Raw genomic sequence first — 17,121 nt, forward strand, 5'->3', positions numbered from 1 at the left:
CGGGGGAGATGATGGCGGATTTAGATGACATCAAAGACGGTAAAGATTTTGGCCTCGACACACCGCAACATAACGTCCCTTTTGCGTTGAAAGGGTGTGGGGCTCTGGACTGGGGGATGCAGTCGCGGCTGGCGCGGATATTTAACCCGACAAGCAATCGCACGGTCATGCTTGCATTCGATCATGGCTATTTCCAGGGGCCGACCACCGGGCTTGAGCGCATTGATTTGTCTATTGCGCCGTTGTTTGGTGAAACCGATGTGCTGATGTGTACGCGCGGTATTTTGCGCAGCGTGGTGCCGCCCGCGACCAATAAACCGGTGGTATTGCGCGCGTCGGGCGGTAACTCGATCCTTGCGGAGCTATCCCGCGAGTGTGTGGCGGTGGCCATGGAGGATGCTCTGCGTTTGAATGTCTGTGCTGTTGCTGCGCAAGTCTACATTGGCAGCGAGTATGAGCATCAATCAATCAGCAATATCATCACGCTGGTGGACGCGGGTAATCGCTACGGTATTCCAACACTTGCCGTCACCGGGGTTGGCAAAGAGATGACCCGCGATGCCCGCTATTTTGCCCTTGCCAGTCGAATCGCTGCCGAGATTGGGGCTCAGTTTGTGAAGACCTATTTTGTGGAGCAGGGGTTTGAGAAAGTCACCGCGAGCTGCCCGGTGCCGATTGTCATCGCGGGGGGGAAAAAGCTGCCAGAGCAGCAGGCGCTGGAGATGTGTTTCCGCGCCATCGATCAGGGCGCGTCCGGCGTGGACATGGGGAGAAATATCTTTCAATCCAGCGCGCCGCTGGCAATGCTAAAAGCGGTGAAAAAAGTGGTGCACGAAAATATGCGCGCCCACGAGGCGTACCAGTTCTGGCTGGAAGAAAAACAAGGAGAGCAACCATGAATGTAACGCTGGTGGAGATCAACATTAAACCCGATCGCGTGGAGGAGTTTTTGCAGGTGTTTCGCGCTAACCATGAAGGCGCCATCCGTGAACCGGGGAATCTGCGTTTCGATGTTTTGCAGGATCCAAAAGTGAAAACCCGCTTTTTCATTTATGAGGCTTATCAGGATGATGCCGCCGTGCTTGCCCATAAGAAGACGCCGCACTACCTGGCCTGTGTGGAAAAACTGGAGGAACTGATGTCTGAGCCGCGTAAAAAACGCAGCTTTATTGGCGTGATGCCAGCCTGATGGGGTTCCCCCTCCCCACCGGGAGAGGGGGAACGATTACGCTTGTGCGACGGCGACCCGCAGTGCTTCCAGCGCGTTACCCGCGGCTTTCAGCACCTGCTCACACTGTTCCATTGTTAACGTCAGCGGCGGTTCTATGCGAATGGTTTTCGCGTTATTGAGCGTCCCGGCAACCAGTACCCGCTGGCGGAACATCTCACTGGCAAAGTTGTAGCCCGTTTCATTATCCACAAACTCGATCGCCATCAGCATCCCGCGACCGCGCGCATCCTGCACCAGATCGGGATATTTGCGTCCCAGCGCCCTGAAGCCATCCAGCAGGATGTCGCCTTTCTGTTCAGCCTGCGCAGGCAGGTTCTCTTCCAGCAGCACATTGATGGTTGCCAGCGCAGCCGCACAGGCCAGCGGGTTACCGCCAAAGGTGGTGGTATGCAGGAAGGGGTTATCAAACAGAACGGAGAATACCTCCTGCGTGGCGATGGTCGCGCCAATCGGCATCACACCGCCGCCCAGTGCTTTGGCGAGGCACAGAATGTCCGGCTGCACGTTTTCATGCTCGCAGGCGAACATTTTGCCGGTACGTCCCATACCGGTTTGCACTTCATCAAAGATAAGCAGTGCGCCAAATTCGTCGCACAGCTTACGCACCGCAGGCAGATAGCCTTGTGGCGGCAGAATTACCCCACCTTCGCCCTGAATGGGTTCCAGGATCACGGCAGCAACGTCATCGCCCGTTTTATGGCATTCGCTCAGTAACGTGCGCATGGCCTCGATATCGCCGAAGGGGACATGACGGAAGCCCGGCAGCAGCGGCATAAAGGGTTTGCGGAAGGTCGATTTCGCTGTCGCAGAGAGCGCCCCTAACGACTTGCCGTGGAACGCGCCGCTAGTGGCGACAAAGGTAAATTTGCCGCGCGGCGATTGGTACGCTTTGGCAAGTTTTAACGCAGCTTCGACGGACTCCGTCCCGCTGTTGCTAAAGAAGCTGTATTTCAGTTTGCCAGGGGCGAGCGCCGCCAGCGTTTTTGCCAGCATCGCCCGTAGCGGGTCGAGAAGTTCCTGGCTATGCAGAGGTTGTTTGGCGAGTTGATTCTGTACGGCGGAAACCACAACTGGATTACGGTGCCCCACATTGAATATTCCAAAACCACCCAGGCAATCTAAGTATTCCTGTCCCTGGGTGTCGACAAGCGTATTCAAACTGCTCGCTTGCCATTCTACGGCTCCGTAATCCCCGCCGGCGGTAACAGATTTTCGATACTCTAAAAACCCCGGATTAACATGCTCTTTAAAGTAGTCCACCACCTCTCGGTTTAATGCTTTCATCTCCTCATGATCAAGCGTTCGCTTCTCAATGAGATTTAATGCGTGAGCGCTGCACGCTAAAGCCGATGCGCTGGAAGGTAACCTGTTCAAAATGTGCTCCAGGGGCTCGCGTATCACATGATACCGATTTAAGTATTGCAGGGATTACGCCACTTCGGCTTGTGTTACAAAAATCGGGATAAACGCCAGGGCAATAGGGGGTTGTGCAAGATTTAATCGTCCCGTTTCGTTGAAATATCGCTATCTTCGTGATTAAAATTTGAACGATAGCAACGGTTTTATGCGGATTATGCGCCATGGTGGTGCAAAGAGTGCCCAATAATGGAGCATGACCGTTTAGGGTTATTACGTGATTTCATACTGAAATTATTAAAATCAGCGAGTTACAGGGCATACAAAAAATGCGGTTTTAGCGTGAATTGCGATCTAAATCAAATTTAACAACTAAAGATAAATCCATTATCGCCGAAATAACATTCGCAATAATTTTTAACAGACCTATAACCTGCCAAGGATGCCATCATGCCTTCTCCGCTTTATGTTAGTCAGCGGCTTTTTCCGCTGGATGACGACATCACTCTTATGTCAACAACCGACGTGCACAGTTACATCACCCACGCAAATGATGCGTTTGTCCAGGCCAGCGGATACCCTCTGGAAGCGTTACAGGGCCAGCCGCACAATCTGGTTCGTCACCCGGATATGCCCAAAGCCGCGTTTGCCGATATGTGGTATACGCTCAAACAGGGAGAACCCTGGAGCGGAATTGTTAAAAACCGACGTAAAAATGGCGACCATTATTGGGTGCGCGCCAACGCGATCCCGATGGTGCGTGATGGGCAACTTACCGGGTACATGTCGATTCGCACCCGCGCGACGGACGATGAGATTGCCGCCGTTGAACCACTGTACAACGCGTTAAATGAAGGACGCTGTAATAAGCGGATCCATAAGGGGCTGGTGGTAAGCAAAAGGTGGTGGGGAAATCTGCGCGCCATGCCGCTTCGCTGGCGTGCCCGGAGCGTGATGGTGTGCGCCTGGGTTGCACAACTGATGGGGTTGTGGCTGGCGGATAGCAGCACACTGGCATTGATGGTCAGTACACTGGCGATGCTGGCAGGCGGGATGGCGTTTGAGTGGCAAATCGTTCGCCCGGCAGAAAACGTTGCTCGCCAGGCGCTGAGCGTTGCAACCGGGGAGCGTAACAGCGTACAACCGCTCAACCGTAGTGATGAACTGGGGCTTGCGCTACGTGCGGTCGGGCAACTGGGGTTAATGTGTCGCTGGTTGATCCACGATGTCTCCAGCCAGGTCAACAGCGTGCGTAAAGGCAGTGAAACGCTGGCCAAAGGTAACGATGATCTCAATGCGCGTACCCGCGCGACGGTCGACAACGTTCAGCAAACCGTAGCGACCATGAGCCAGATGGCTGCATCGGTGCAGACCAGTTCGCAAACCGCGTCGGCAGCGGACCAGCTCTCCAGCTCCGCTAGCAGTGCGGCGTCGCACGGCGGAAAAGTGATGGAAACGGTGGTGAAAACCATGGATGAGATTGCCAACAGTACGCAGCGCATTGGTTCAATTACCGCGCTGATTAATGACATCGCTTTCCAGACCAATATCCTGGCATTGAACGCGGCAGTTGAAGCTGCCCGCGCCGGGGAGCAGGGCAAAGGGTTTGCTGTTGTCGCCGGGGAGGTTCGCCACCTGGCCAGCCGCAGTGCCAATGCGGCCAATGATATTCGCAAGCTTATCGACGCCAGCGCCAGCAAAGTACAGTCTGGCTACGAGCAGGTGCATGCCGCAGGCCAGACCATGGATGATATTGTTAATCAGGTGCAGAACGTGACGGCTCTGATTGGGCAAATCAGCCAGTCGGCATCCGAGCAGGCAGCGGGGCTTTCCGAGCTGACGCGCGCGGTCTCTGAACTGGATGCCATTACCCAACAGAACGCCGGGTTAGTTGAAGAGAGTGCGACGGTGTCGGCGATGGTGCAGCATCGCGCCGGGCGTTTACAGGATGCCGTTTCTGTATTGCATTAACCCCTCTAAGCGAATTAAAAACCACCAGGAGATATTCTGGTGGTTTTTTTGTCTATGACCATAATAAAAGTGCGTTTTATTATGTAATAGTATTATTCTTTCTTTGTTAAATTATTATTAAATATAATTGGAATTGTGAAGCATTAATAAACATCAAAGACTGTAACTTAATTATTAATTAAATCCGGTTAAGTTGTAGTAAATACATTGTTCTTATCAATTTTTCCGTACATATAACGATCGATGCAATGGGATTAATCGCCTGTAACTATCGGTTTATTCAATAAGTAATTAAAAAAACGATCAAACTCATAAAGTTAGCGTTTCGGTTACCGATAACGTTAGGTGGTTGCTTTCTTTTTAAACGCACCAGGGACTTAAGCTCGCCTTTTCGATTAGGGGCACGCGCTTTCCTCAGCAAAATAATCAATCCCATGGAGAATATATGTTTTTACATGACGTAAAAATCGGCACGAAATTATTTCTGGCATTCGGCTTTTTTATTGTGTTGATGGTAGTAAGTTCCTGCCTTTCACTACTCAGCCTGAATCGTGCAAATAATGGCATGCAAGAGATTGTTCATAATGACTATCCCACCACTGTCAAAGCGAACGATTTGATCGATAATTTCAATGCCTTCGTGAACACCCAGCAAATGATGTTGCTCGACAATGATGGCAGATGGACGACGGAAACGCAGAAACAGCTCGCCGACATCAGCAGTCACGTTACCTCCCTCCTTGAAGACCTGTCGAAAAACCTGCCGGACCGCGAATCACAAAAAGTTCTTTCTGATATCCGCACCGTACGCCAGCAGTATCTTGATTCCCGCTTCCGCATCCTTGATGCGGTGAAGAAAAACGACCGTGCGGCGGCGATTGAAGAGATGATGACCAACACGGTCAGGATTCAAAACGCCTATAAAGAGAAAGTGATGGCATTGATTGCTATACAGGACAAACAGATACGCACGGCAGGCGCTCAGGTACAAAATGACTTCAGCACCAACCGCTTAATGCTGATCCTGCTTGCGGTATTCAGCATTGGTATGGGAAGCCTGATGGGCTGGTATATCGTGCGCATGATCACCCACCCGTTGGGTGAAGCGGTCGTTTTTGCCGAAGCGATTGCCGATGGTGATTTAACCCGCACCATTGATGTTCGTCATCGCGACGAAACCGGTATCCTTCTGCATGCCTTGATGGAAATGAAAAACCGCCTGGTTGAGATTGTCCACCAGGTGCAAAACGGCTCTGAAAGCATTTCCAGCGCAGCAGCGCAGATCGTAGCGGGTAACCAGGATCTGGCGGCAAGAACCGAAGAACAGGCCAGCTCCGTTGAGCAAACGGCCGCCTCGATGGAACAGATCACGGCAACGGTGAAAAACACCGCCGATCATACATCGGAAGCGTCGCAGCTCTCTGCGGGTGCGGCAACGGTAGTGAAAAACAATGGCGAGATGATGAAGCAGGTGACGGAAAAAATGCGCGTCATTAACGACACGTCTAACCGCATGTCCGACATTATCAACCTGATCGATTCCATTGCGTTCCAGACCAATATCCTTGCACTTAACGCCGCGGTAGAAGCCGCACGGGCCGGTGAGCATGGCCGTGGCTTTGCAGTAGTGGCAGGCGAAGTCCGTCAACTGGCGCAGAAAAGCGCTTCATCGGCGAACGAGATCCGTCATCTGATCGAAAGTTCAGCCAGCCAAACCCGCGAGGGGATGTCGCTGGTGGAAAAAGCCAGTGCGCTGATTAACGGTATGGTGACGAACGTTGAAGAGATGGATGTGATCCTGCGTGAGATTGGCCAGGCAAGCCGGGAGCAAACCGACGGCATTTCGCAGATCAACAGCGCCATTGGGCTGATTGACTCCACCACCCAGCAGAACTCCAGCCTGGTGGAAGAGTCTGTTGCGGCGGCGGCAGCGCTAAATGAACAGGCGCTGCACCTGCATGAGCTGGTACAGGTGTTCCGTCTGCGCGATATGCCCGCGTCGGCTTAATCCAGTTGTGAAATATCCAGCGCTGCGCGGTCGATAATGCCGATGATTTGCTTTAGCTGCGTGGCGCTGAGTTCCCCCTGATTGACGCGTAAATCCAGTACCGCTTTGAAATTCTCCAGTGCGCGTTTCATCTGTGGGTCTCGGCGTAACTGATAGCCTACATTACGGGCTTTAATGCGCGCCTGAATTTGCGCCAGTTGCGTCTGATTTTCCTCCAGCCAGCGCAGCCCCTCTGCGGTAATGGCTATTTTCCGGCGCCCGCTCTCTTCATCACTGATGGCGATCAACTGCTGATCCTGCAAAAAATCCAGCGTTGGATAGATAACACCAGCGCTTGGCGTGTAGTTGCCTTGCGTCAGGGTTTCAATCTCTTTAATCAACTCATAACCGTGGCTGGCGTTGTGCGCCAGCAGGTGCAAAATAACCAACCGCAATTCGCCATGACCAAAAAAGCGCTGGCGGCGGCCGCCACCGTGGTGGTGCCCCTCGTTATTGTTACCGTGATGATGCCGCATACACCTCTCCTGTTATTTGATATATCTAATTTATATCTAAAATTACTTTTCAGACAATCTTTAAAACCTTTATTTTTCTTAATATTATGATAAATATAGTAATTATTTTCCCCTTTAACGAACTGTGCGCTTTGTCTTGTCTATATCATAAAAAGCGCTTGCCTTCTTTCTAATCAACAATCATTATCATTTGCACAATATTTAGATATATCGTATTCAACGCTACGAAGGCCGATTATGACTACCAACCCACAGCGTTACCCGCAGCGCGTACGCAATGCGCTGCGCTTTCGTGAATTAACTGTACTGCGCGTAGAGCGCCCGGGCGTTGGCTTCCAGCGTGTGGTGCTGGGCGGCGAGCAACTGGAGGGGTTTTCCTCCCACGGATTTGACGATCACACCAAAGTTTTTTTCCCGCAGCCGGGCACATCGTTTGTGCCACCAGTTGTGACAGATGAAGGGATTGTCTGGGGCGACGGGCCGCGTCCGGCTTCCCGCGACTATACACCGCTGTATGATGCCGGGCGTCATGAGCTGCTGCTGGATTTCTATATCCATGATGGCGGAGTGGCGAGCCAGTGGGCGCTAAAGGCACAGGTTGGCGATAAGCTGACCATTGGCGGACCGCGCGGTTCGCTGGTTGTGCCGGAAGATTATGCCTGGCAGCTCTATGTGTGTGATGAGTCCGGCATGCCAGCGCTGCGCCGCCGGCTGGAAGAGATAAGCCAGCTTGCTGCGCGCCCGAACGTCATGGCGGTGGTCACGATTGATAATGCTGCGTATCAGGACTACCTGGCGCATCTGAGCGGTTTTGATATCCAGTGGGTGATTGGCCATAACCCGCAGGCGGTGGCTGACAAGCTGGCGGCCCTGACGGTACCGGATGAAGATTATTTTATCTGGCTGACCGGGGAGGGTGATGCAGTGAAATCGCTGATGGGCCGCTTTGAGGGTAACGGTATCGATCAGCAACTGGTACGCGCGCAGGCGTACTGGCACAAAAAGTAGCGAGCAGGCCCGGTGGGTGACCGGGCTTACTGCTTTCAGGCGACTTCGTCGTACTCCGCCTCGCTGACTTGCTGCTCCAGCGTCTGACGCAATTCTGTCAGTGCTTTTTCCTGCTGGCGGAAGTAGGTTTCCTGATCGCCGAGTGTTGACACCAGTTGCCAGGTCTCCTCTTTTTCCAACGCGGCGAGTTCCTCAATCAGCGTTGCGATATGTTGTTTCACCTCGACGATACGCTGACGTAAACGTTGCAGATCGTTTAAACGATCGCTGGCCATCATGGGGTCTAAGCCTTGTTGCAGACGGGTCAGCAAAGAGCGAATGGCGCTCAGGTCGCCACGCTCGCGCGCCTGGTTCAGCTGCACCATCATGCCATGGGCCTCGTTTTTCAGCTCATTATCCACCAGATCCGGGTGGCAGAGTTTACTCGCCTGACGCCACAGACGTTTCAGCTCAGTGCGCTCGTCTTCCGTCATTTTTTGTTCAAAACTGAAGCGTTTTTCGGCATCGTGCTGCTGTTCCTGATGGTTTTCGTACTCCTGGCGTGCCTCGTCACGGGCATGGCGAGTCGGTTCGTCTTCACGCGTGAGGCCGCTTTCCAGCTCCAGCGCTTCGGCCAGCAGAGAGGCAATCAGGTCGTTTTGCTGCTGTAAATGTTTACGCGCTTCAGCGGCTTGTATGGAGTGAGGCGGCATACTTTCCCAACGCTGAGTCAGCATCACCAGAACATTGACCGCCTGCGACAGGTATTTCTGGCAACGCTGATAATCCGCTTCACGGCGGCGCGCTTCGGCTTCCTGGCGGCGGACGGCGGCTTCGGCGAGGGTTTTGCGCAAGTTCAGGATCTGCGACATCAGTGGCCCAAGGCGGGTCATGTACAGGTCGTTGAACTCATCCAGCAACTGGATGCGGGCGTTACGTTTATCAATCAGCTCCCGCAATTGTTCTTCCAGGGCTTTCAGCTCCAGTTTGCTGGCGGATACCTGCGGATCTGACCAGGCGACCACCGAGCGCTGATTCTGCAGCCACTCCGTGATAACGCGCATCGCATCACTGTAGTTTTTCGCTTCAAGCGCCTGGACAATGAAGGCTAATTCCGGGTCCGTGACTTCCGCTTTGAGTAAGGGAAGCTGACTATGGATGATCCCGTCATCCTCCAGTTCAATGGCGTATTTGATGATTTCAAGCCGTTTTATAGGTTTGTTCATGGCGTTTCGTCAAAGCGCGTAATGAGTCTGTTAATGGGAGTTGTTCATCAGATCTGGACCACGACTATGAAGCTCGCAATCGTCCGGCACCATATTACATGCGCCCCCTTTCAATGCGTAGTCTTTCTGTGAAAATTGCGTTTACGGCCTCTTTTCCATGCGAAATGCGTAAAAAGTTGCGTTATGGCAAAGCAGATAATTACCGCGCAGCGGAACGTTTTCTGCTGCCGATAAGACCTCACCCTTATCTGCCGGACGCGGCATAACATTAACCAGGCGTTGTGCTGTCAGGCAGCCCGCGTACCCGTATCGGCTCTTTAATGGCCTCTGCACTGAGCAGCCGCTGAAGGGCAGAGATAGCGGTGTCGGTAAGTTCATGCCCTTTCGTCAGCACCATCAAACCGTTCGTGGTGCGGATATCTTCATCCACCACCCAGCCGGGCATCAGTTCACGAATTCGCGCAGAGCGTACGCCGGTGACATTGGTGCGGAAATCCGAAAGGGATTTAATGATATAGTCCGGCAACGCGGGGCTTGCGGCGCGCAGGATCTCCCAGGGGCGCTCCAGACTCCATCCGCGTGCGGCATGGCGTTCCAGTTCAAGGGCTGCACGCAGTAAATGCGAACCGCGCAACACTTCGAGGGGCACATTGGGTGCAGGCTCTTTCGCCTGATGACGAATGATTTCGGCCACCAGTTCAAGACGCGGGATATTTCCAACCAGACGGGCGGCAACTTCCGGATGCCCCACCAACAGTTTCCTCTCTTCTTCCGATAGTTTGCGCTGGGCTGCATCGGCTTGCACGATGTCGGCGGGAATGCCGACGCAACCGATTTGACTCAATGAGGCGGCGATAGTGTATATCCACTCATCGTGCCACTCCAGTTTTGGCAATGCGTGACGGACGCAGGATTGGGCGAAGGCTGCCCGCTGGAACGCCCAGGGCGCTACCATGGCGAGCACTTCCGTCAGCGTTTTCACCGAGGCGGTGAGGGTGGTGGCCAGCAACTCTTTTTCTGCACGGACGAGACGATACTGACGAACAGCGTCGTTGAGCGTCGCAATCAATTCCTCTTTCGGGCAGGGTTTACACAGGTAGCGGAAAATAGCCCCTTTGTTGATGGCCGCAATGGAGGATGTGACATCGGCTTGCCCGGTGAGGAGGAGCCGCACGCTATCGGGAGAAAGCTCCCGCGCTTTGGCCAGAAAGGTCGCCCCGTCCATGTTGGGCATGCGCATGTCCGACATGATCACAGCAAAAGGTTCTCCCCAGCGAATCGCATCCAGTCCCGCTTCCCCACTCGGTGCGACGACCACGTCAAATTCACCAAACAGGTTTCGTTCTATCGCTGCGAGTACATTGGGTTCATCGTCGACGCACAGCACCCGGGGTAAGGCGGTATCAGTCATGAGGAGTGTCCTGTAGGGTGGCAAGCATTTGCTGCCATAAAGGTAGCTGGTTCAGCATGCCTGTCTGTTCGAGATAATCCCGATCCGGCAGGGTGTGATTGGCCAGCGCGACCGCGACGTGCACGATACCGAGCGCGTCAAAAACACCGTTTGTGGAACGGGAAGGCTGAGCGTGGCCCGCCACAATCTCCACAATGTCCATGGGTAAGCCCCATAGCGCCAGCAGATAAGCGCCCACAGCGGAACGCAGGGGAATATTGTCGCGCGCGAGAGGGGATTCGCCGCCGTCCTCACGCATTTCCGGGATCAGCAATGCAATATTGGCCAACAGCGCAGCGGTAGGTTCCAGCCCCTGATGCCCGGCGATACGCTCAGCCAGTTTGGAGGCGAGAAGGGCGCGGTGTTGCAGTTGTTCAACGTACGGATCGGCTTTCGCATCGGCAAAAAACTGGGAGGCCAGCACCAGCAGCTTTACTTGTTCCAGCCCCAGATGGGTAATGGCGCTGCCAATATCATGAATTTTCCCTCCCCGGCTGAACCATGCTGAATTGGCAAGCTGCATGATTTTGGCGCTTAGCGCAGGGTCGCTGGCCAGGCGTTCTGCGATCTGCCGGGTATCACTGTCGGGGCGGGCGATGAGCTGGCAGACTTCGGTAAACACTTTAGGTGAGGCGGGCAACTGGTTAATACGCCCGATAATCCCGAGCACGGCAGGATCTTTAAACATATCGCGTAACGCCAGGGCACTGCCGATCATCGTGAACAACGCTGCACTGTCGCAGGGTTTGGCCACAAATCGGTGCGCGACGTCCAGCATTCGCCGGGTGGCATCAGGTTCGGAGTAACCGGAGAGGATAATGCGTATTGTGCCAGGCCAGCGATCGCGCACCTGGGCCAGTAATTCTGCGCCGTCCATAAAAGGCATGCGCATATCGGACACCACCACGTCCGCCGGCGTCTCTTCCAGCATTGCCAGCGCCTCAGGGCCGCTGGTGGCGAAGCGACTCTCCCAGTCGGCATCGTGCATCATGATGGCCCGCTCAATACCTGACAGCACCCTGCTTTCGTCATCCACGAACATCACTTGCATGCCGGATCATCCTCCTTGCTGCTGCGTAGCGGAAACTGCAGGATAAACGTTGAGCCGACGCCCTCTTGCGACTCGCAACGGATCTGTCCATCGTGTTTGTCTACCACCGTTGAGTACACAATCGCCAGCCCTTGCCCTGTTCCTTTTCCCACGGCCTTAGTGGTAAAGAAGGGATCGAAAATGCGGTCGCGGATCGCCGCCGGGATACCACTGCCATCGTCGTTGACGCGGATTTCCAGATAATCACCGTTCTGTTGCGCAGAAATGGTGATGCGGCCTTTCTCTTTGATGCCTTCCTTCAGCGTGTCCGCAATAGCATGCGCGGCGTTAACCACCAGGTTGAGGATAGCCTGGCCCACCATATCGCGCAGGCAAGGTAGCTGGGGTAAATCGTCGCTGAAATGGGTTTCAAGATTGGCCACGTACTTCCATTCGTTGCGGGCCACAGTCACCGTGGTATTGATGATTTCGCGTATATCCACCCGCTCCTTCACATTTTGCGAAGGGTGTGAGAACTCTTTCATGGCGGCGACGATTCTGGCGATATGGCCAAGGCCTTCGAGTGATTCGTCCAGCGCACCTGGGATCTGGCGGCGCAAAAAGTCTAACTTCGTGCGCTTGAGCGTCGCGTCAAATTCCGCCATGGCAGGCTCATCGGCCAGTTTCCCACGCGCGACATCGGCCAGCGCAAGAGCCGCATCAAGCAGCGTTAACAGCGTAGCATTCGCACTTTTAACAAAGCCGACGTTGTCAGAGACATACTGGGTCGGCGTGTTGATTTCATGGGCGATACCGGCGGCAAGTTGGCCGATAGACTCCATTTTTTGCGCCTGAAGCAGCTGCGTTTGGGTAATGCGCAACTCAGCCAGCGCTTTTTCCAGTTCGTGTCGCTCGTTTTCCAGCTCCATTGTCTTACGGGCGACCACTTTTTCCAGCCCCACATTCTGCTCCAGAATGGCGAACGGCGTGGCGTGGCTGTGTCGGGCTTCTTGTGCGATGCGGCGTTTCAGGACGTCGATGGTCTTGTCCCGAGCGATGAGCTTGCGCTCATAATCCGCGAGAGAAAGGCCGGTTGGGGAGGCTTCGGGAAAGGCGGACATAGTGATTAACCTCCAATGGCAACACCTGTAAATGTCTGGTTTACATGCAGCCCGTTATATTGCTCGCCGTAAGTTGAGAACCCCACCACCCTGTTCTGCACCATAATTTCGCCGATCTGTTGCTCAAGCCCCTCTTTTTCGAACTGGAGACGGCGCAGGATGCAATCACAGCCGATGATGACAGCGGGATCCGGGATGGTTTCACGCACTCTGTCAAAGGCCTGGCTAAAGGTCTGAATGGGATCTTCGGCAATGCCGATCGACACGATCAACCCTTCTTCAATGGCGCAATAACAAGTAAGAGAGAGGTCCGCGTTCATTTTTTGTATCGAACGAACGTAAGGCTCGTCGCCGAAAGAGAGAACCAGTGGGTTTCGGGAGAAGACCGTTGGTGTTAATTCATCGACAGTCAGGCCAAGAGACTCCGCATACACCTGTGCGGCAGGTTCGCCGTTGATCTCGAGAATAAGCCGTTTCTCGGCATCGGCCTCGGTGATAACCAGTTCCACGTCGCTGGGTTCGAAATGCTGGATCTTAAAGGTGGCGACCGGAGAGCTGGTTTCGATAACGGCAAAAACGGCGGCATCAGAGACGAAATGCCCGTTACCATCATAGACGTAGCTTTTTTCGAAACGTAAATCGTCGCCTGCGGATCCCCCCACGATAGGAACATTGCCTATCTGCTGATACAGGTTCGCGACAAGACGTTCTTCGGCCATCGAAAGACCATCGACCAGCAGCAGGCCGAAACGGTGCAGGTTGGGTCTCTCCTGACTGTCGCGACGAATGGTTTCGGCAATGTCGGTGATGACGGCGGTGTATTCAATCAGCGGGTGGATGATAAAAGTGCGGGCGCGAAAACCACCGCCTAATCCAAGCCCCAGTAGCCCGGAGTGCTGGAAACCTTCTGTGCCAATGTGACCTGAGGAAGTACAACCGATGCAGGGACAGGAGAAGGTGCTTTTTAACGCCCGGCCTAGAGCCTCCAGATCATAATCCGGAGAGCAGAAGAAAATAACGGTTTCGATTTCGTCGTGACCGATCTGTTCAGCAAACTCGGCCACTGCCTGAACCGGATCCGGAGACTCGCTACTTGCATATCTGGGTTGGAAATTCACGGCATCATCTCCCCATTCTGAACAGCTATCTTCACGTCTGTACTCGCCTGGTCCAGTACATCGTCAACTGTCCCGATGATGGAAGATTAGGAGTTGGCCCCGTAAATAGCAAATCCGCAGGGCTATAATTTGGCAGGCTTTTTTGCTTATATTTTTCTTCTATAACGCGGGGCGTTAATCGTTCTTACGGTGAGGTTGGGCAACAAGATCGGAGAGGGGAAACCGGCGAAGATTTATGATGTGCTGAAATCACTTCGGCGCAAGCATTGAGTTTTGCATAAATTTCCATTTACGACAGGTAAAGCGCCAGTGAAAAACAAATCGTAAATCTTTAGCACCGTTATGACGGTGAGACACTTTTGAGACATTCGAGGAAAAGGTAAAACAAATTACATTAAGAAAATGCAGGTAACTTATTGAAGGTAATTAGAAAATTTGGTGGCCCCTGCTGGACTTGAACCAGCGACCAAGCGATTATGAGTCGCCTGCTCTAACCACTGAGCTAAGGGGCCGTGGCGGGGAATTATAAAGTAACTTACCCACGCAATCCAGCGGGAATCGCCTGGCTGATGTTTTTATAAACAACCTATTTTCAATCTCTTATACTGGCTTTTACGGCATTCATCAGGAGGTGGGTATGATCCACGATATTCTGGAGCCGGGGTTGCGGGTGGTGTTTTGCGGTATCAACCCTGGCAAGTCTTCCGCCCATACGGGTTTTCACTTTGCTCACCCGGGGAATCGCTTCTGGAAAGTGATCCACCAGGCGGGCTTTACTGATACCTTGTTGCGTCCGGAAGATGAACGGCATCTGCTTGATACTCGCTGTGGTATCACCATGCTGGTCGAACGCCCGACCGTGCAGGCAAGCGAAGTGGATCTTCATGAACTGCGTAACGGTGGCAGGGAACTGATCAAGAAGATCGAAGATTACCAACCCGCTGCGTTAGCGATCCTCGGTAAAAATGCCTTTGAGCAGGCATTCAGCGTGCGCGGCGCGCCCTGGGGCAAACAGGCTATTACCATTGGCGTCACGCAGGTTTGGGTGTTGCCGAACCCCAGCGGGCTCAACCGCGCAACGCTGGATAAATTGGTGCAATCTTACCGGGAACTGGATGAGGCACTGGTCACGCGAGGACTTTAATGCGTTGGAGAGGAAACAAAAAAGGCTTCCATCGCTGGAAGCCTTTTAGCATTACGGCATAACAACTTAATCGTCGAGGAAGCTACGCAGCACTTCAGAACGGCTCGGGTGGCGCAGTTTGCGCAGCGCCTTCGCTTCGATCTGACGAATACGTTCGCGGGTAACGTCAAACTGTTTACCCACTTCTTCCAGCGTGTGGTCGGTATTCATGTCAATACCAAAGCGCATACGCAGGACTTTCGCTTCACGGGCGGTCAGGCCAGCCAGAACATCGTGCGTGGCAGCGCGCAGGCTCTCAGTCGTGGCAGAATCCAGCGGCAGCTCGAGGGTGGTATCCTCAATGAAATCGCCCAGATGCGAATCTTCATCATCACCAATCGGTGTTTCCATGGAGATAGGCTCTTTGGCGATTTTGAGCACTTTGCGGATTTTGTCTTCCGGCATCAGCATGCGCTCAGCCAGCTCTTCCGGCGTCGGTTCACGCCCCATTTCCTGCAGCATCTGGCGGGAGATACGGTTGAGCTTGTTGATGGTCTCAATCATATGCACCGGAATACGGATGGTACGCGCCTGATCCGCGATAGATCGGGTGATCGCCTGACGGATCCACCAGGTTGCATAGGTGGAGAACTTATAGCCGCGGCGGTATTCAAACTTGTCTACCGCTTTCATCAGACCGATGTTGCCTTCCTGAATCAGATCGAGGAACTGCAGACCGCGGTTGGTGTATTTCTTGGCGATAGAGATAACCAGACGCAGGTTCGCTTCTACCATCTCTTTCTTCGCACGGCGGGCTTTCGCTTCGCCGATAGACATGCGACGGTTGATGTCTTTAACCTGCTCGATGGTCAGGCCGGTTTCTTCTTCGATCTGTTGCAGCTTCAGCAGTGCGCGTTGTACTTCTTCGGTCACTTCATGCAGTTTTTCCGACCACGGTTTGTTCATGGCCAACGCAGCGTTGAACCAGGTTTCGCTGGTTTCATTGCCGGTGAACAACGTAATGAAGTTCTTCTTCGGCATTTTGCACTGCTCAACGCACAGCTTCATGATGATGCGTTCCTGGGTACGCACGCGATCCATCATGGTGCGCATGCTGTTAACCAGGTAGTCGAACTGTTTTGGTACCAGACGGAACTGCTTGAACACTTCAGACAGCTTCAGGATCTCTTCCTGAGCGGCAGCGTGGCTGCGGCCTTTTGCTTTGATGGTGTCGCGGGTCAGTTCGTACTGGGTACGCAGTTCGGCGAATTTCTCGCGCGCCAGCTCCGGGTCGATGCTGTTATCGTCATCGCTGTTATCGTCGCTGTCATCTTCGTCTTCATCATCGTCATCGTCGTCCATCTCCTCGCTGGAGAGTTCAGAACCGACGTGGGTCGCCGTAGGCGCCATGTCTTCTTCCGCATTGGGATCGACGAAACCGGTGATCAGATCAGACAGACGTGCTTGCTCTGCTTCAACGCGGTCGTATTGTTCCAGCAGATAAGTAATGGCTTCCGGGTACTCGGCAACGGAGCACTGAACCTGGTTAATCCCGTCTTCGATACGTTTAGCGATGTCGATTTCGCCTTCGCGGGTCAGCAGTTCAACGGTACCCATTTCGCGCATGTACATACGCACCGGGTCGGTTGTCCGCCCGATTTCAGACTCAACGCTGGAAAGTACCTGCGCAGCAGCTTCTTCCGCATCTTCGTCGGTGTTGTTGGAGTTTTCAGCCAGCAACAGATCATCGGCATCCGGTGCTTCTTCCATCACCTGGATGCCCATATCGTTGATCATTTGGATGATGTCTTCGATCTGATCGGAGTCGACGATATCTTCCGGCAGATGGTCATTGACCTCGGCATAGGTCAGATAGCCTTGCTCCTTACCACGGGTGACAAGAAGCTTCAGCTGTGACTGCGGGTTTTGCTCCATAAGACGGTATCCACACTTAAATTCATGAGGGTTGGTGTCGGTCGGCGAAA

At 53.6% G+C, this 17,121-nt stretch carries 14 protein-coding genes and 1 tRNA gene; 6 read left to right on the plus strand and 9 right to left on the minus strand.

What is annotated here, in order from left to right:
• The first annotated feature begins 11 nt into the window (after positions 1-11).
• Entirely contained in the window at positions 12-899 is an 888-nt protein-coding gene (lsrF, locus tag ABGA49_RS12510; protein ID WP_347665641.1) for a 3-hydroxy-5-phosphonooxypentane-2,4-dione thiolase, read from the plus strand.
• Positions 896-1,189, plus strand: coding sequence for a (4S)-4-hydroxy-5-phosphonooxypentane-2,3-dione isomerase (lsrG, locus tag ABGA49_RS12515; RefSeq protein WP_061493074.1), 294 nt, complete (start codon positions 896-898; stop codon positions 1,187-1,189). Before lsrF ends, lsrG begins: the two co-directional genes overlap by 4 nt.
• Before the next feature lie 36 nt (positions 1,190-1,225).
• Here lsrG and ygjG read toward each other — a convergent pair whose 3' ends face one another.
• On the minus strand, positions 1,226-2,605 hold the full coding sequence (ygjG, locus tag ABGA49_RS12520) for a putrescine aminotransferase (protein ID WP_271044636.1): 1,380 nt from the start codon (positions 2,603-2,605) through the stop codon (positions 1,226-1,228).
• A gap of 432 nt (positions 2,606-3,037) precedes the next feature.
• On the opposite strand from ygjG, the gene ABGA49_RS12525 reads away from it, so the two are divergent.
• Positions 3,038-4,558, plus strand: a complete 1,521-nt coding sequence (locus ABGA49_RS12525; protein WP_061493076.1) for a PAS domain-containing methyl-accepting chemotaxis protein — start codon at positions 3,038-3,040, stop codon at positions 4,556-4,558.
• A 445-nt stretch (positions 4,559-5,003) separates the two neighbouring features.
• Complete coding sequence (locus tag ABGA49_RS12530; RefSeq protein WP_347665618.1) at positions 5,004-6,566, plus strand: methyl-accepting chemotaxis protein; 1,563 nt, start codon at positions 5,004-5,006, stop codon at positions 6,564-6,566.
• On the opposite strand, the gene ABGA49_RS12535 is transcribed toward ABGA49_RS12530, so the two are convergent.
• Positions 6,563-7,081, minus strand: coding sequence for a PadR family transcriptional regulator (locus ABGA49_RS12535; protein WP_061493078.1), 519 nt, complete (start codon positions 7,079-7,081; stop codon positions 6,563-6,565). The genes ABGA49_RS12530 and ABGA49_RS12535 overlap by 4 nt on opposite strands.
• Positions 7,082-7,315: 234 nt before the next feature.
• Here ABGA49_RS12535 and ABGA49_RS12540 point away from each other — a divergent pair, with 234 nt between their 5' ends.
• The gene (locus ABGA49_RS12540; protein ID WP_347665642.1) at positions 7,316-8,089 is read left to right on the plus strand and encodes a siderophore-interacting protein; all 774 of its coding nucleotides are present in this window, start codon (positions 7,316-7,318) and stop codon (positions 8,087-8,089) included.
• A gap of 35 nt (positions 8,090-8,124) precedes the next feature.
• Here the strand turns inward: ABGA49_RS12540 and ABGA49_RS12545 are convergent, their stop codons facing one another.
• The 6 genes from ABGA49_RS12545 to ABGA49_RS12570 form a co-directional block, all read right to left on the minus strand.
• Complete coding sequence (locus ABGA49_RS12545) at positions 8,125-9,294, minus strand: hypothetical protein (protein WP_061493080.1); 1,170 nt, start codon at positions 9,292-9,294, stop codon at positions 8,125-8,127.
• 268 nt (positions 9,295-9,562) lie between these two features.
• Positions 9,563-10,705 (minus strand): HD domain-containing phosphohydrolase, encoded by a 1,143-nt coding sequence (locus tag ABGA49_RS12550; protein ID WP_061493081.1) that lies wholly within the window; start codon positions 10,703-10,705, stop codon positions 9,563-9,565.
• Positions 10,698-11,795, minus strand: coding sequence for an HDOD domain-containing protein (locus tag ABGA49_RS12555; protein WP_061493082.1), 1,098 nt, complete (start codon positions 11,793-11,795; stop codon positions 10,698-10,700). Before ABGA49_RS12555 ends, ABGA49_RS12550 begins: the two co-directional genes overlap by 8 nt.
• Positions 11,786-12,895 (minus strand): ATP-binding protein, encoded by a 1,110-nt coding sequence (locus ABGA49_RS12560; RefSeq protein ID WP_347665619.1) that lies wholly within the window; start codon positions 12,893-12,895, stop codon positions 11,786-11,788. Before ABGA49_RS12560 ends, ABGA49_RS12555 begins: the two co-directional genes overlap by 10 nt.
• 5 nt (positions 12,896-12,900) lie before the next feature.
• On the minus strand, positions 12,901-14,013 hold the full coding sequence (locus ABGA49_RS12565; RefSeq protein ID WP_088237692.1) for an FIST N-terminal domain-containing protein: 1,113 nt from the start codon (positions 14,011-14,013) through the stop codon (positions 12,901-12,903).
• A gap of 436 nt (positions 14,014-14,449) precedes the next feature.
• Positions 14,450-14,525, minus strand: a tRNA-Ile gene (locus ABGA49_RS12570).
• Between the two features lie 125 nt (positions 14,526-14,650).
• On the opposite strand from ABGA49_RS12570, the gene mug reads away from it, so the two are divergent.
• Positions 14,651-15,157 (plus strand): G/U mismatch-specific DNA glycosylase, encoded by a 507-nt coding sequence (gene mug, locus ABGA49_RS12575; protein WP_061493085.1) that lies wholly within the window; start codon positions 14,651-14,653, stop codon positions 15,155-15,157.
• 66 nt (positions 15,158-15,223) lie between these two features.
• Here the strand turns inward: mug and rpoD are convergent, their stop codons facing one another.
• The gene (gene rpoD / locus ABGA49_RS12580) at positions 15,224-17,071 is read right to left on the minus strand and encodes an RNA polymerase sigma factor RpoD (protein WP_061493086.1); all 1,848 of its coding nucleotides are present in this window, start codon (positions 17,069-17,071) and stop codon (positions 15,224-15,226) included.
• Positions 17,072-17,121 lie beyond the last annotated feature (50 nt).

Source organism: Kosakonia sp. WA-90, assembly GCF_039871955.1.
Classification (GTDB): Bacteria; Pseudomonadota; Gammaproteobacteria; order Enterobacterales; family Enterobacteriaceae; genus Kosakonia; species Kosakonia oryzendophytica.

Bases quoted from the DNA above. Each gene is read 5' to 3' on its own strand.
- lsrF (WP_347665641.1), top strand. From the start codon at position 12: ATGGCGGATTTAGATGACATCAAAGACGGTAAAGATTTTGGCCTCGAC.
- lsrG (WP_061493074.1), top strand. From the start codon at position 896: ATGAATGTAACGCTGGTGGAGATCAACATTAAACCCGATCGCGTGGAG.
- ABGA49_RS12525 (WP_061493076.1), top strand. From the start codon at position 3,038: ATGCCTTCTCCGCTTTATGTTAGTCAGCGGCTTTTTCCGCTGGATGAC.
- ABGA49_RS12530 (WP_347665618.1), top strand. From the start codon at position 5,004: ATGTTTTTACATGACGTAAAAATCGGCACGAAATTATTTCTGGCATTC.
- ABGA49_RS12535 (WP_061493078.1), bottom strand. From the start codon at position 7,081: ATGCGGCATCATCACGGTAACAATAACGAGGGGCACCACCACGGTGGC.
- ABGA49_RS12545 (WP_061493080.1), bottom strand. From the start codon at position 9,294: ATGAACAAACCTATAAAACGGCTTGAAATCATCAAATACGCCATTGAA.
- ABGA49_RS12550 (WP_061493081.1), bottom strand. From the start codon at position 10,705: ATGACTGATACCGCCTTACCCCGGGTGCTGTGCGTCGACGATGAACCC.
- ABGA49_RS12555 (WP_061493082.1), bottom strand. From the start codon at position 11,795: ATGCAAGTGATGTTCGTGGATGACGAAAGCAGGGTGCTGTCAGGTATT.
- ABGA49_RS12560 (WP_347665619.1), bottom strand. From the start codon at position 12,895: ATGTCCGCCTTTCCCGAAGCCTCCCCAACCGGCCTTTCTCTCGCGGAT.
- mug (WP_061493085.1), top strand. From the start codon at position 14,651: ATGATCCACGATATTCTGGAGCCGGGGTTGCGGGTGGTGTTTTGCGGT.
- rpoD (WP_061493086.1), bottom strand. From the start codon at position 17,071: ATGGAGCAAAACCCGCAGTCACAGCTGAAGCTTCTTGTCACCCGTGGT.